Origin of the sequence: Corynebacterium sp. 21KM1197, from assembly GCF_033783015.1 — a bacterium.
In the GTDB taxonomy this organism is placed as follows: Bacteria; Actinomycetota; Actinomycetes; order Mycobacteriales; family Mycobacteriaceae; genus Corynebacterium.
Genome location: NZ_CP123907.1, coordinates 1874825 through 1887846 on the forward strand (window position 1 = coordinate 1874825; position 13022 = coordinate 1887846).

Annotated in this window: 14 protein-coding genes and 1 tRNA gene; 4 read left to right on the forward strand and 11 right to left on the reverse strand. The window is 63.3% G+C overall.

Going from position 1 to position 13022, the window contains the following annotated elements; genetic code table 11:
* Window positions 1-65: 65 nt before the first annotated feature.
* Both ctaD and nrdF read right to left on the reverse strand, forming a co-directional pair.
* Window positions 66-1763 carry a cytochrome c oxidase subunit I gene (gene ctaD, locus OLW90_RS09140; RefSeq protein WP_319649789.1) on the reverse strand — a complete coding sequence of 566 codons (1698 nt, stop codon included), beginning with the start codon at window positions 1761-1763 and terminating at the stop codon, window positions 66-68.
* Window positions 1764-2156: 393 nt separating this feature from the next.
* Window positions 2157-3155, reverse strand: a complete 999-nt coding sequence (nrdF, locus tag OLW90_RS09145; RefSeq protein ID WP_319649790.1) for a class 1b ribonucleoside-diphosphate reductase subunit beta — start codon at window positions 3153-3155, stop codon at window positions 2157-2159.
* Window positions 3156-3438: 283 nt separating this feature from the next.
* Here nrdF and OLW90_RS09150 point away from each other — a divergent pair, with 283 nt between their 5' ends.
* Window positions 3439-3933 (forward strand): ferritin, encoded by a 495-nt coding sequence (locus OLW90_RS09150; protein ID WP_319649791.1) that lies wholly within the window; start codon window positions 3439-3441, stop codon window positions 3931-3933.
* A 175-nt stretch (window positions 3934-4108) separates the two neighbouring features.
* On the opposite strand, the gene nrdE is transcribed toward OLW90_RS09150, so the two are convergent.
* The 5 genes from nrdE to OLW90_RS09175 form a co-directional block, all read right to left on the reverse strand.
* Window positions 4109-6265 carry a class 1b ribonucleoside-diphosphate reductase subunit alpha gene (nrdE, locus tag OLW90_RS09155; protein ID WP_319649792.1) on the reverse strand — a complete coding sequence of 719 codons (2157 nt, stop codon included), beginning with the start codon at window positions 6263-6265 and terminating at the stop codon, window positions 4109-4111.
* Between the two features lie 45 nt (window positions 6266-6310).
* A complete protein-coding gene (gene nrdI, locus OLW90_RS09160) occupies window positions 6311-6754 on the reverse strand; it encodes a class Ib ribonucleoside-diphosphate reductase assembly flavoprotein NrdI (RefSeq protein ID WP_319649793.1) in 444 nt (147 codons plus the stop codon).
* A gap of 83 nt (window positions 6755-6837) precedes the next feature.
* On the reverse strand, window positions 6838-7071 hold the full coding sequence (nrdH, locus tag OLW90_RS09165; RefSeq protein WP_319649794.1) for a glutaredoxin-like protein NrdH: 234 nt from the start codon (window positions 7069-7071) through the stop codon (window positions 6838-6840).
* Between the two features lie 412 nt (window positions 7072-7483).
* On the reverse strand, window positions 7484-7606 hold the full coding sequence (gene ykgO / locus OLW90_RS09170; RefSeq protein ID WP_005288826.1) for a type B 50S ribosomal protein L36: 123 nt from the start codon (window positions 7604-7606) through the stop codon (window positions 7484-7486).
* 96 nt (window positions 7607-7702) lie between these two features.
* Window positions 7703-9073: a sugar porter family MFS transporter gene (locus OLW90_RS09175; RefSeq protein WP_319649797.1), complete on the reverse strand. Its 1371-nt coding sequence runs from the start codon at window positions 9071-9073 to the stop codon at window positions 7703-7705.
* A gap of 34 nt (window positions 9074-9107) precedes the next feature.
* Between OLW90_RS09175 and nadE the strand changes: the two genes are divergently transcribed.
* Complete coding sequence (nadE, locus tag OLW90_RS09180) at window positions 9108-9932, forward strand: ammonia-dependent NAD(+) synthetase (protein ID WP_319649798.1); 825 nt, start codon at window positions 9108-9110, stop codon at window positions 9930-9932.
* A 25-nt stretch (window positions 9933-9957) separates the two neighbouring features.
* Here the strand turns inward: nadE and OLW90_RS09185 are convergent, their stop codons facing one another.
* The 4 genes from OLW90_RS09185 to OLW90_RS09200 form a co-directional block, all read right to left on the reverse strand.
* Window positions 9958-10743 carry a fructosamine kinase family protein gene (locus OLW90_RS09185; protein WP_319649799.1) on the reverse strand — a complete coding sequence of 262 codons (786 nt, stop codon included), beginning with the start codon at window positions 10741-10743 and terminating at the stop codon, window positions 9958-9960.
* Window positions 10743-11171, reverse strand: a complete 429-nt coding sequence (locus OLW90_RS09190) for a pyridoxamine 5'-phosphate oxidase family protein (protein WP_319649800.1) — start codon at window positions 11169-11171, stop codon at window positions 10743-10745. Before OLW90_RS09190 ends, OLW90_RS09185 begins: the two co-directional genes overlap by 1 nt.
* Before the next feature lie 103 nt (window positions 11172-11274).
* Window positions 11275-11347, reverse strand: a tRNA-Ala gene (locus OLW90_RS09195).
* Between the two features lie 110 nt (window positions 11348-11457).
* Entirely contained in the window at window positions 11458-12201 is a 744-nt protein-coding gene (locus tag OLW90_RS09200; RefSeq protein ID WP_319649802.1) for a DsbA family protein, read from the reverse strand.
* Window positions 12202-12337: 136 nt separating this feature from the next.
* On the opposite strand from OLW90_RS09200, the gene OLW90_RS09205 reads away from it, so the two are divergent.
* Window positions 12338-12682 carry a fluoride efflux transporter family protein gene (locus OLW90_RS09205; protein ID WP_319649803.1) on the forward strand — a complete coding sequence of 115 codons (345 nt, stop codon included), beginning with the start codon at window positions 12338-12340 and terminating at the stop codon, window positions 12680-12682.
* A complete protein-coding gene (locus tag OLW90_RS09210; protein WP_319649804.1) occupies window positions 12679-13008 on the forward strand; it encodes a CrcB family protein in 330 nt (109 codons plus the stop codon). The genes OLW90_RS09205 and OLW90_RS09210 overlap by 4 nt, the downstream gene beginning before the upstream one ends.
* Window positions 13009-13022: the final 14 nt, after the last annotated feature.

The following is a 13022-nucleotide window of genomic DNA, read 5'->3' on the forward strand; positions in this document are numbered from 1 at the left end:
AGTCCCTCCGGGGATAAAAACCGGAGGGACTTTGGTTTATGTGTAGTCAGTAGGTTCCCGGTGGCCTAGTGGCCGCCACCCGTGTGTGCCTCGCGGCGCATACGCTCCACCATGTGCGGGTAGTGCAGCTCGAAGGCGGGGCGCTCCGAGCGGATACGCGGCAGGGAGACGAAGTTGTGACGCGGGGGCGGGCAGGAGGTGACCCACTCCAGGGAGTTGCTGTAGCCCCACGGATCGTCCACGGTGACAACCTCGCCGTAGCGCCAGGACTTAAACACGTTCCACACGAACGGCAGCACGGAACAACCGAGTAGGAAGGAGAAGATCGTAGAGATCTGGTTGAGGGTGGTGAATCCATCGGTATCCAAGTAGTCGGCGTAGCGACGCGGCATACCCATGTTGCCCAGCCAGTGCTGCACCAGGAAGGTGCCGTGGAAGCCCACGAAGGTCAGCCAGAAGTGGATCTTGCCCAGGCGCTCGTCCAGCATGCGGCCCGTCATCTTGGGGAACCAGAAGTAAATGCCGGAGAAGGAGGCAAACACCACGGTGCCAAAGAGGGTGTAGTGGAAGTGCGCGATGAGGAAGTAGGACTCTGCCAGCTGGAAGTCCAGCGGCGGGGAGGCCAGCATGATGCCGGTGAGGCCACCGAAGAGGAACGTGGAGATGAAGCCCACGGCCCACACCATCGGGGTCTCCCAGGTGATGTGGCCCTTCCACATGGTGCCCGTCCAGTTAAAGAACTTCACGCCGGTGGGCACGGAGATCAGGAAGGTCATGAAGGAGAAGAAGGGCAGCAGCACCGCGCCGGTAACGAACATGTGGTGAGCCCACACGGCCATGGACAGCGCACCGATGGAGAGGGTGGCAAAGACCAGGCCCACGTAGCCGAACATCGGCTTGCGGGAGAACACCGGAATGACCTCGGAGACGATGCCGAAGAAGGGCAGCGCCAGCACGTACACCTCGGGGTGACCGAAGAACCAGAAGAGGTGCTGCCACAGGATCGAGCCGCCGTTAGCGGGGTCGTAGATGTGGCCGCCCAGCTTGCGGTCATAGAGAATACCCAGGGCCGCCGCCAGGAGGAGCGGGAAGATCAGCAGGGCGATCACGGAGGCCACAAAGATGTTCCAGGAGAAGATGGGCATGCGGAACATCGTCATGCCCGGTGCACGCAGACAGAGAATGGTGGTCACCATGTTGATGGCGGAGGCCACGGTGCCCACGCCGGTGGCGCCCACGCCCACAATCCAGAAGTCCGCGCCCACGCCGGGAGTGTGGATGGCGTCGGACAGCGGGGAGTACATGGTCCAGCCGAAGTCCGCCGCGCCGCCGGGGGTGATAAAGCCCGCGAGCATGGCCACCACACCCACCTGGGTGATCCAGAAACCAAAGGCGTTCAGGCGGGGGAAGGCGACGTCGGGGGCACCGATCTGCAAGGGCAGCACGTAGTTGGCAAAGCCCCACACGATCGGGGTACCAAAGGCCAGCAGCATGATGGTGCCGTGCATGGTGAAGAGCTGGTTGAACTGCTCATTGGACAGGTACTGCAAGCCCGGCGTGAACAACTCCGCGCGGATCAGCAGCGCCATCAGGCCACCGGCGAAGAACCACACCAGCGACATGATGATGTACATGATGCCCAGTTCTTTGTGATCCGTGGTGGTGAGCATCTTCCACATCTTGGTACCCATGCGGGCATTACCCGTTGGCGCGGGACGGACGGGCTCGACGTAGTCATCGAGCCGCGGTGCCACAGCAGTCATTCGATCCTCCTGACTATGAGACAACCCTCGGGAACACAGGGTTATCCAAGTTTTCTACCGCTTCATAATAAAACACGCATGAGCACATTTTCCAGCCGTCCCACCAGTCACAAAGGGCCGCGCAGCAGGGATTTTCACCAAGCACCCTGCCAGTTTTCTTAGCGTTTTTCAGCGTTACCCCAGCCCTTGTAGGTGCCCGGCCACGCCCCAGGGCCACACTCCCCTGCCGGATCAGTGACCTTTTCCACATTTTAAGGTGCGCCGCCACCCCGGCAGCGCACCCCGACCCCGGAAAAACTACCCCCAGTGTGAATCAACCTTTAGATTGAGCGCGCCCCTGGCGCACTCCCCCGTATACTCCTCCGCGCACCCCGGAGGGGACGTCGATAAGCGCTAGAAGTCCCAGTCATCGTCGGTGGTATTTTCCGCCTTGCCGATCACGTAGGAGGAACCGGAGCCGGAGAAGAAGTCATGGTTCTCATCGGCGTTCGGGGACAGCGCGGAGAGAATCGCCGGGGAGACCCGCGTCTCATCGGCCGGGAAGAGCCCCTCATAGCCCAGGTTATTCAGCGCCTTGTTGGCGTTGTAGCGCAGGAAGCGCTTGACGTCCTCGGTCCAGCCCAGGCCGTCGTAGAGATCCTCGGTGTACTGGCTCTCGTTGTCATAGAGGTCATAGAGCAGGTCAAAGGTGTATTCCTTGAGTTCGTCGCGCCGCTGCTGCTCCGAGGCACGCACCCCCTGCTGGTACTTATAGCCGATGTAATAGCCGTGCACGGCCTCATCGCGGATGATGAGGCGGATTATGTCCGCCGTGTTGGTGAGCTTGGCGTGCGAGGACCAATACATAGGCAGGTAAAAGCCAGAGTAGAAGAGGAAGGACTCCAGCAGCGTGGAGGCCACCTTGCGCTTGAGCGGATCGCCCCCCTCGTAATAGGAGAGCACGATCTTGGCCTTGCGCTGAAGATTCTCATTCTCCTCGGACCACCGGAAGGCATCGTTGATCTCCGGGGTGGAGGCCAGCGTCATGAAGATATTGGAGTAGCTCTTGGCGTGCACGGACTCCATAAACGCGATGTTGGTGAGCACCGCCTCCTCGTGGAGGGAGGTGGCGTCGGGAAGCAGAGAGACCGCGCCCACGGTGCCCTGAATGGTATCCAACAGGGTGAGGCCGGTGAACACGCGCATGGTGGTCTGGCGCTCCAGCTCGTTGAGGGTGCTCCAACTCTTGATGTCGTTGGACACGGGCACCTTTTCCGGCAGCCAGAAGTTGCCGGTGAGGCGATCCCAGACCTCCAGATCCTTCTCATCGGGAATCTCGTTCCAGTTGATTGCCTGCACAGGCTTGGGGTGGCTGACCAGGTATTCCTCGTAGGATTCCGGCTGCGGAGCCATGCGGTGACCTCCAAAAGTTTTCGGTATTTTTCTGCGCTCCTGAGCGCACTTCCTCCACCCTACCGCTACCCCGCAGCCTCGCCACGGCAACCCGGTATCCTTTCCATCACTTCCCCGCCAATTCCCGCTTGCGGCCTCACAAAGGCTTCACAGTGGCCCCATACCGGCCCCCACAACGGCCCCACGACGCCCCCACGACCAGGGGAGACACCTTCGCCTAACCTCACATTTATTCGCCTTACCTCAGATGACAGCCCTCATTAATCGGTCTATTCTCTGAATCATGGCTATCAACGACAAACTGGCAAAGGCATTCAACGAGCAGGTCACGATGGAGATCGAGGCCTCCCTGATCTACCTCCAGCTCTCCTACGTCCTCGACGATCTGGGGCTGAGCGGTATGCGCGACTGGATGAAGAAGCAGCACGACGAGGAACTGGAGCACGCCGAGCGCTTCGCCCAGCACCTGCTGGATCGCGGCTACGTCCCCCAGATCCAGGACATCCCCACCCCGAAGATCTCCGTGTCCAACGCCAAGGAGGCCTTCGAGGCTTCCCTGGAGCACGAGCGCAAGGTTTCCGCCTCCATCCGCAACCTGGCCGCTCTCCAGGCCGAGGTGCAGGATTGGGATTCCCGCCCGATGATCGACTGGTTCCTGGACGAGCAGATCGAGGAGGAGTCCACCGTCTCCGAGATCCTGGATCGCCTGGAGCTGGCCGGTACCGATGGCTCCGGCATTCTGCGTATCGACGCCGAGCTAGCCTCCCGCGGCGAGTAATCCCCCAAGGCTTTCACCGAGGCCCCACGGCGGTGCCGCACGCGCGGCGCTGCCCAATACTCAGAGCAGTACCTCAACGCAGTACATAAAATAGCGCGCGAACAAGAGCGCGCCCACCCTTTCTCAGTGAAAGGAAGCGGGGCGCGCTCTTTTCCTTATATATATAAGGAATGATCTACAGCATGCAGCTCACGCAGCCCTCCACCTCGGTGCCCTCCAGGGCCACCTGACGCAGGCGGATGTAGTAAAGCGTCTTGATGCCCTTGCGCCAGGCGTAGATCTGCGCCCGGTTGATGTCACGGGTGGTCACCGTGTCCTTGAAAAAGAGCGTGAGGGAAAGCCCCTGGTCCACGTACCGAGTGGCCACCGCGTAGGTGTCAATGATCTTTTCAAACCCAATGTCGTAGGCGTCCTCGAAGTATTCGAGGTTTTCATTGTCCATGTGCGGTGCCGGGTAGTATACGCGCCCGATCTTGCCCTCCTTGCGGATCTCAATCTTGGAGGCGATCGGGTGGATCGAGGAGGTGGAGTTGTTGATGTAGGAGATGGAGCCGGTGGGCGGCACCGCCTGGAGGTAGCGGTTATAGATGCCGTCCTTCATCACCGCAGCCTTGAGATCCGCCCATTCCTGTTCGGTGGGAATGTGCGCGGAGGAGGCCTCAAAGAGCGCCTTGACCTTGGGGATCTGGGGCAGGAACTCCGCCGGGTTGAAGCGATCAAAGTAGGAACCATCGGCGTACTCGGAATCCGCAAAGCCCTCGAAGGTCTCGCCGCGCTCGCGGGCGATCTTGTTGGAGGCGCGCAGCGCGGCGTACAGGATGGCCGCAAAGTAGGCGTTGGTGAAGTCCAGGCCTTCCTCGGAGCCATAGCGAATGTGCTCGCGCCCCAGATAGCCGTGCAGGTTCATCTGCCCCAGGCCGATGGCGTGGGCGGCGTCGTTGCCCTTGCGGATGGAGGGAACCGAATCAATGGCCGTCTGGTTGGACACTGCAGTCAGGCCGCGAATCGCGGTTTCCACGGTGAGGCCAAAGTCCGGGGAATCCATCGTCATGGCGATGTTGAGGGAACCGAGGTTGCAGGAAATATCGTCGCCCACGGTCTCATAGCTCAGGTCGGCGTTGAAGGTGGAGGGGGTGTTCACCTGCAAGATCTCCGAGCACAGATTGGACATGTTTACCCGGCCCGCGATGGGATTGGCCGCGTTAGCGGTGTCCTCGAACATGATGTACGGGTAGCCGGACTCAAACTGAATCTCCGCCAGGGTCTGGAAGAACTGCCGGGCGTTGATCTTGGACTTGCGGATACGCGGGTCCTCCACCATCTCGTCGTAGAGTTCCGTGACGGAGACGTCCGCGAAGGGCTTGCCGTACACCCGCTCCACGTCATAGGGGGAGAACAGGTACATGTCATCGTTTCGTTTGGCCAGCTCGAAGGTGATGTCCGGGATCACCACGCCGAGAGAGAGCGTCTTAATGCGGATTTTCTCGTCGGCATTCTCGCGCTTGGTGTCCAGGAAGCTGAGAATGTCCGGGTGGTGCGCGTTGAGGTACACCGCGCCGGCGCCCTGGCGCGCGCCGAGCTGGTTGGCGTAGGAGAAGGAATCCTCCAGGAGCTTCATCACCGGGATCACGCCGGAGGACTGATTCTCGATGTGCTTGATGGGCGCGCCGGCCTCGCGCAGGTTGCTCAGCAGCAGCGCCACGCCGCCGCCGCGCTTGGAGAGTTGCAGCGCGGAATTGATGGAGCGTCCGATGGACTCCATGTTGTCCTCGATACGCAGCAGGAAGCAGGACACCGGCTCGCCACGCTGGGCCTTGCCCTCGTTGAGGAAGGTGGGGGTGGCGGGCTGGAAGCGCCCGGACATGATCTCATCCACCAGGTGCTCGGCCAGGGCCTCGTCGCCGTCGGCCAGAGCCAGGGCCACCATGGACACGCGATCCTCAAAGCGCTCTAGGTAGCGGCGGCCGTCAAAGGTCTTGAGGGTGTAGGAGGTGTAGTACTTGTACGCCCCCAGGAAGGTGCTAAAGCGGAACTTGAATCCGTAGGCCCGCTTGAACAGGTCCTTAATGAACTCAAAGTCGTAGCGCGCCAGCACCTCGGGATCGTAGTACTTGTTTTCCACCAGGTAATCCAGCTTTTCGCGCAGATCGTGGAAGTACACGGTGTTCTGGTTGACGTGCTGGAGGAAAAACTGCTTGGCCGCGTCGCGGTCCTTATCAAACTGAATCCGACCGTCCTCGTCGTAGAGGTTCAGCAGCGCGTTGAGCGCGTGGTAGTCGGTCTGCTCCGCCGGAGCCACCGGCTCCGCCACGGTCTTTCCCTTATCGGTCACTCTCTTTGCGCCTTTCGCAGATATGGAATTGAACTTGCAAGTCTGTTATCGGGAGGCCACGGCCGGGGCATGCAGGCCCAGCGCCTCCGCGTTGCTGAGCAGCCCCTCGCGGAGGATCTGCACATCCTCCTCGGTCCCCAGCAACTCAAAACGATACACATAGGGCACGTGGCACTTGGCGGCAATCACGTCGCCCGCCTTGCCATAATCGGCCCCAAAGTTGGTGTTTCCGCTGGATACCACCGCTCGAATGAGTGAGCGATTGCGCTCATCATTGAGGAATCGAATCACCTGGGTGGGCACGGGACGGGAGTTTTGGTGGCTTATCGACGCCCCTCCCCCGTACGTGGGACACACCAGCACGTAGGGTTCCTCCACCCGCAGCGGAGCTTCCGTGCGGCGCAGGGGAATCCGCGCCGTGGGAAAGCCGAGCTTGTGCACGAAGCGATGGGTGTTTTCCGTGGCCGAGGAGAAGTACACGACGAGCACTGCCCCACTTCCTTTCGCTTGTTCATACACGTGTGGCCACCGTTTTCCTCGGTGGCCACGGGGTTAGTTCATGCCGGTTGGGTTTACGCCACCCGCGCGCTCAGCTCGCGGATGCGCTCCGGGCGGAAGCCGGACCAGTGTTCACCGCCCACCTCCACCACGGGGGCCTGGAGGTAGCCCAGGGCGAGGACGTAATCGCGGGCCTCATCGTCCAAGGAGATGTCCACGAGCGTGTAATCCAGGCCTGCCCGATCCAGCGCCTTCTTGGTGGCGTTGCACTGCATGCAGGCGGGCTTGGTGTACACGGTGATAGCCATAATGTCCTCAACTTTGCGTTCTTTGGGCCTCAAGATCCCCGGCGCGCACGCCGGAAAAGCCCTTATCCTGCTTGTTTGTTCAAACCTTCACGCCGTTCCCGGCGACATGAAACGACACTATACTTTGTGGTCAATCGGCGCAACCGCCACAATATATAGTAGTTACACCGTCGATATTCCCAGTTGGCCCCCGCCCGGAACCCCACATATTGAAGCAAGCCGGGGCGCCTAACTACATCGCTGAGATTCCCACCTGCACTTTCGCCGCGCCGCCACGCGAAGCTATGGCAAACCTCTCTCAACCCTTGCAATGTGAGGCAATCGGGGCGTCGATAAGGGGCTAAGGGGGAGATGGACACACAGAAAAACCGCTCACCCCGTCGGAGGTGAGCGGTATCCCAGGAGGCGTCACTTAGCCCTGGCGAGCCTTGAAACGCGGATCCTTCTTATTAATCACGTAGACCTTACCGTGGCGACGCACAACCTGGGCGCCCGGCTTGTTCTTCAGCGACCGAAGCGACTTGCGGACCTTCATCGGGCGCTCCTTCCTGTATGCGCTACATTTCCTGTGGCCGCCACCTCATTCCGGGCATGATTCCCGGCAAGCACGGCCATGACACGGAGGAAAATACTACCGCACCCCCGCCGCGCCACCAAAACGCCGCTGGAAGCCCTCCCCCACCTCATCCAGGCTCAGGCCCGCCGTCTCCGGCACGCAGCGGCGCACAAACCACAGCGCCACCAGCCCCAGGGCCGCGAAGATCAGGAAGGCCCCCTGCCCGCTCACGGCCTCCACCAGGGGGAGGAAGAACTGCGCCACGGCCCAGTTAGCCAACCACAGCGCCAGGCCAGCCGCCCCCATGCCCACGCCGCGCACCGGCAACGGAACCAGCTCGGAGATCAAAAGCCAGGTGGTCAAAGATACCGCCGCCTGCTGCGAGACCATGAAGAACGCCATCATCGCCAGGGAGATCCAGGCCGCCGCCGCGTACTCGCTGGCAAAGGAATAGGCCACCGCCAACCCCACCAGCGCGCACACGTTACCCATCAGCCCCAGGCAAAGCAGGCGCTTGCGCCCCACGCGATCTACGATCCGCAGCCCCACGTAGCAGGAGATCACGCTCACCACCCCGATCACCAGGGAGGTATGCACGGAGCTTTCCACCGGAATACCCACGCTATTCATCATGGTGGGCGCAAAGTACACCACGGCGTTCACTCCCGTGATCTGCTGAATCACGCCCACCACCACGGCCACGCCCACGGCGGCGACCAGCCACCTCTCGCCGCGCAGGCGCCCCCACTGCGCCCGCGCGCCGCGCCGTTCTGACTTAAGCCCGCGACCCTCAGGTTCCGCCACCCCCAGTTCCGCCAGCGTCACCCCGGCGCGCTCGGCGGTGCGGCGGGCGGCGTCGATACGCCCCCTAGCCGCGTACCAGGCCGGGGTATCGGGGAGGAAAAACATGCCCAGGGCCAGCACTACCCCCGGCACAGCGGCCAGGCCCAGCATGAGCCGCCAGTTTCCGCCGGAGGCCAGCGCGGAATTGACCACGTAGGCGGCCAGTTGCCCCACCACGATCATCAGGGTGTTCAGCGAGACCATGCGCCCGCGCAGGCGAGCCGGGGACATCTCGGAGATGTACATGGGCACCACGATGCTCACCATGCCCACCGCCAGGCCCAGCACCAGGCGCGCCAGCGTCATGCTCGTCACCCCCGTGGCCGCCGCGCAACCGACGGAGGCGCCGACGAAGATCACCCCGCCCAGGATCAGCGTGCGACGCCGCCCCAGCGCCGCCGCCACCGAGCCGGAGCCCACCGCGCCCAGGGCCGCACCGGCCAGCAGCGCGGAGGTCACCAGGCCCTCCTGGTAGGCCGTGAGCCCAAACTCCGGGGATAAAAAGAGCAGCGCCCCGGCCATCACGCCGGTGTCATAGCCAAAGAGGAGCCCGCCGAAGGCCGCCACGAGCGCTACAGTGAGCACATAAGTTTGTTCACGCACCCGCCCATCCTGTCACCCAAGGGAGGCAAAACCCATGTCCCCGCTGCCCCATTCCCGTCAAGAAGAGATCGTATCCGCCCTGCACACGGCCTCCTTAATCGATCCAGAAAAAGAGATCGAGCGCCGCATAAATTTCCTGGTGGATTATCTCCACACCACCGGCGCGCGCGGCTTCGTGCTGGGCATCTCCGGAGGGCAGGATTCCACCCTGGCGGGCAGGCTGGCGCAACTCGCCGTGGAGCGCGCCCGCCCCGCACGCTTCTGGGCGCTGCGGCTGCCCTACGGCGTGCAGGCCGATGAGGCCGACGCCCAGGTGGCCCTGGACTTCATCGCTCCTGATCATCGCGCCACCATCAACATCAAGGAGGCTACCGACGCCACCGCACGCGCCGCCGCCAGCGCCCTGGGGGTAACGCACCTGGACGACTTCCACGTGGGCAATATCAAGGCCCGGCAGCGCATGGTGGCCCAGTATGCCCTGGCCGGGCAGGAAAAACTGCTGGTGATCGGCACAGATCACGCCGCGGAAAACCTCACCGGATTCTTTACCAAGCACGGCGACGGCGCCGCCGATCTCCTGCCCCTGGCCGGGCTGAGCAAGAACCAGGGTGCGCGCCTGCTCGAAGCCCTCGGCGCCCCCTCCTCAACCTGGACGAAGGTACCCACCGCCGATCTGGAGGACGAGCGCCCGGCCCTCCCCGACGAGGAGGCCCTTGGGGTCACCTATGCGCATATCGACGCCTACCTGGAGGGCCGCCGCGTGCCCCAGGCCGCCGCCGAGCGCATCGAACACCTCTGGCAGGTAAGCGAGCACAAGCGGCACCTGCCCGCCACCCCGCAGGATTCCTGGTGGTGGTGACGGAGGGTTCTACCGGGGCGTTGATTTAGCCTGCCAGGGCCACCAGAGATACCGTGGCCCGCGCCGCCCGCACCAGATCCGTGGCGTACCCCGGCCCGTGGGTGAGCGCGTGCACCGCCAGCGGGTGCAATTGGTGCAGCGGTATGCTCTCGCGCCAGTCCTCCGGCAGCGCGGCCTCCGCCGCATAGCCCGCGTAGATCTCCTCCAGGTGCGGGGCACCAAAAAGCGCCAGCATGGCCAAGTCCGTTACCGGGTGGCCGCCGTCCGCGGCGGGGTCGATCAGCACCGGCCCGGCGGAACCAAAGAGCAGATTGCCCGCCCAGAGATCGCCGTGAATCCGCGCGGGCGGCATATCCCAGCCGCGCGCCCGCATCACCTCCGGTAGCACCTCTAGTGCGCGACGCACCTCCGCCCAACCCTCATCATCTAGGTTGCCCACCCGGTACGCGCGGCGGGCAAAGGGCAGAACCCGCTGCTCGGCGTAAAACCGCGCCCAGTCCTGAGTGGGGCGGCATTCCTGCTCCTGGGTACCGATGTAATACGGCCCCGCCCACCCCGGCGGCGGGCTGCCATAGGCGGGGGCACCGGCGGCGTGAATCCGGGCTAGTTCCCGGCCCGCCACCCGCGCGGCCCGGGTGGTGGGGCGCGCCTGCTCCACGCGCACGGTGGCGATCACTCCCTCGTCTGCCTCCACCACCTCGGCCACGCACCCGCTGGCCTCCGCCAGCCAACGCAGTCCCGCCGCCTCGGCCTGGGCAGCACCGGCTTGGCGGGGATACTTGCGCACAACCTCGCGTGACGTCTCCGCCATCAGTACCGCTCTGGTTCCTCCCCCAGGGCAAAGGCCCGGCCGCTGATCTCCCCCACCGTCACGCGCACGTAGTTGTACTTCAGCGTGGGCACCCAGGGGTGCAGCGGCAGGGAATCGGCGTATTCCATCTCCTCGGCGGTGCCCAGCACGCTGGCACTGCCGCGCACCACCACGGACCACGCCTGCCCCTCGGCCACCTCATCGGCCTCAAAGAGCACCTCGGGGTTAAGGCTCAGACTAAAGAACTTGGTGCCCTCGGCGGTGCGGAAGTAGATCTCCCCGTGCCCGTCCACCACGTAGTTCACCGGGAAGATGTCCATCTCCTCGCTGCGGCGCACCACCAGGCGGCCCAGGGTGAGGCTGCGGAGTTTTTCTAGGCATTCCTCGGCGGAAAGAGTACGCACACCGGAATCATCATGGCTCGTCATGATTCCTATTCTATTTCCCTCGGCGGCGGGGTGGGATTACCGTTTGCGGGAAAAATAAAAAGTTCCTCACCGTTACTTTCGGTGAGGAACTTTCCTTACTCTGTGGAGCTAACGGGATTCGAACCCGTGACCCCCACACTGCCAGTGTGGTGCGCTACCAGCTGCGCCATAGCCCCGTATCGCGGTACTCCCCGCAGCGGGTGAGTGCTTCATGCGAACGAGAATTAATGTACCCCGACCACCAGAAAAGCACCAAACCCGCTGGTAGGAAGCCGCAAAAGCCGCCTTACTGGCGCTTGTACTGGCTCACCCAATCCACGCCGGGATCGAGCTGCTTTTCCTCGCCATTGACGAACACGCGCGGCGAGGAGATACCCGCCTCAGTCTTTTCCAACTCTGCGGCGTTCGCGGAACCCACCTCGTCGGTCTGTGCGGCGTACTTGCCCTCGCGGATGGCGGCGGCGGTCTCCTCGGAAGCCCCCAACTCCTTGGCCACCTCGGCATACTTCTCGTTATCCCACTTGGAGCTGAAGATGTCCGCCTGGCTCTCAAAGATGTAATTGCGCAGGTTCCAGTACAGCCCCTGATCCTCGGAGGACACCGCAGCCAGCACGGCGGCCAGGCCGCGGTGGGAGTTACCGTCCTTCTCCTCGTCGCTCATCTCCTTATCCCGGTTGGTGTTGTCCATGAACACCAGCGGGTGAATCTTCACCACCAGGTCGCCGTTATCCACGGCCTCGCGCATGCTCGCGCGATCCGATTCCGCCAGGGTGGCGCAGTGGGGGCAGGAGAAGTCCTCGTACACGTCGGCCACCGGGGTGGATTCATCCGTCCCCTCCCCCTTCAGGGTGATGGTGTTCCCCTCCCATTCGCTGCTGAAGGCCACGGTATCAATCATGGCCTCGCGCTTGGCGTTCTGGCCGTTTATCACGATGTAACCCACGATCACCGCCGCGATCACGACGATACCCACGACGGCCCACAGGAAGCCGTTTCCCTTCTGATTGGGAGATTTCACGGAGCTGCTCACAGTAATCCCTATCTTGTTTCTGCGGATCAACGTGCCCAAGTCGGGCGCACCGACTCAGTGTATCGAACCCACCGCCCCACACCAGAGGCATCGCGCACGATTCACAGCACAATGGCAGCGGCGTAACATTGCGCGCATGCTTCGCGACGCCACCCTCGTCGGCAGCGGTGCCGCGCTCGGCGTCGCAGCGCGCCTGCTCGCCACCGTGCTGATGAACGATCTCCCCTCCCAGTGGGTGCTCCTGCTCATCAACGTGGCGGGCTGCTTCCTCATGGGGCTTTTGAATCCCGGTCTTTTCCTGGGCAAGGGGGTACTGGGAGGATTCACCAGCTTCTCCGCCTTTGCCCTGATCATGGTGCAGGCCCCCGCTCCCACCGCCGCCGCGTACCTGGCGGCCACGGTACTGGGGTGCGTGGGGGCCTGGTTGCTCGGCCACGCCCTTTCTCCCGGCACCGCCGCAGATACGGAGAAAACCTCGTGATCTCCTTATTTCTTGCCGTGAGCGTGGGCGGATTCTTTGGCGGTGCCGGACGCTACCTACTCGGCCGCTACCCCGGCGGCTGGCGCGGCACCTGGTGTGCCAACGTGCTGGCCTGCATCATTCTCGCGCTGAGCCTGCATCACGGGGGCCTCATGGCCGCCGCCTGGGGTACCGGTGTGGCCGGGGCGCTCTCCACCTGGTCCACGCTGGCCGCCGAGGTGGGCCGGGCCCTGGTGGGCGGGGATTCCCCGCGGCGTCGGCAAGCAGCCCTCTACCTCGGGGCCACGCTGTGCGCCGGGTGCGGTGTCATCGCGCTGCTTGCCTAAAGCCGCACCCGGCC

What these genes read in the sequence shown, in the direction of transcription:
- ctaD (WP_319649789.1), bottom strand. Translation starts at nt 1,763, where the DNA reads ATGACTGCTGTGGCACCGCGGCTCGATGACTACGTCGAGCCCGTCCGT.
- nrdF (WP_319649790.1), bottom strand. Translation starts at nt 3,155, where the DNA reads ATGGCTCCGCAGCCGGAATCCTACGAGGAATACCTGGTCAGCCACCCC.
- OLW90_RS09150 (WP_319649791.1), top strand. Translation starts at nt 3,439, where the DNA reads ATGGCTATCAACGACAAACTGGCAAAGGCATTCAACGAGCAGGTCACG.
- nrdH (WP_319649794.1), bottom strand. Translation starts at nt 7,071, where the DNA reads ATGGCTATCACCGTGTACACCAAGCCCGCCTGCATGCAGTGCAACGCC.
- ykgO (WP_005288826.1), bottom strand. Translation starts at nt 7,606, where the DNA reads ATGAAGGTCCGCAAGTCGCTTCGGTCGCTGAAGAACAAGCCGGGCGCC.
- nadE (WP_319649798.1), top strand. Translation starts at nt 9,108, where the DNA reads ATGTCCCCGCTGCCCCATTCCCGTCAAGAAGAGATCGTATCCGCCCTG.
- OLW90_RS09185 (WP_319649799.1), bottom strand. Translation starts at nt 10,743, where the DNA reads ATGGCGGAGACGTCACGCGAGGTTGTGCGCAAGTATCCCCGCCAAGCC.
- OLW90_RS09190 (WP_319649800.1), bottom strand. Translation starts at nt 11,171, where the DNA reads ATGACGAGCCATGATGATTCCGGTGTGCGTACTCTTTCCGCCGAGGAA.
- OLW90_RS09205 (WP_319649803.1), top strand. Translation starts at nt 12,338, where the DNA reads ATGCTTCGCGACGCCACCCTCGTCGGCAGCGGTGCCGCGCTCGGCGTC.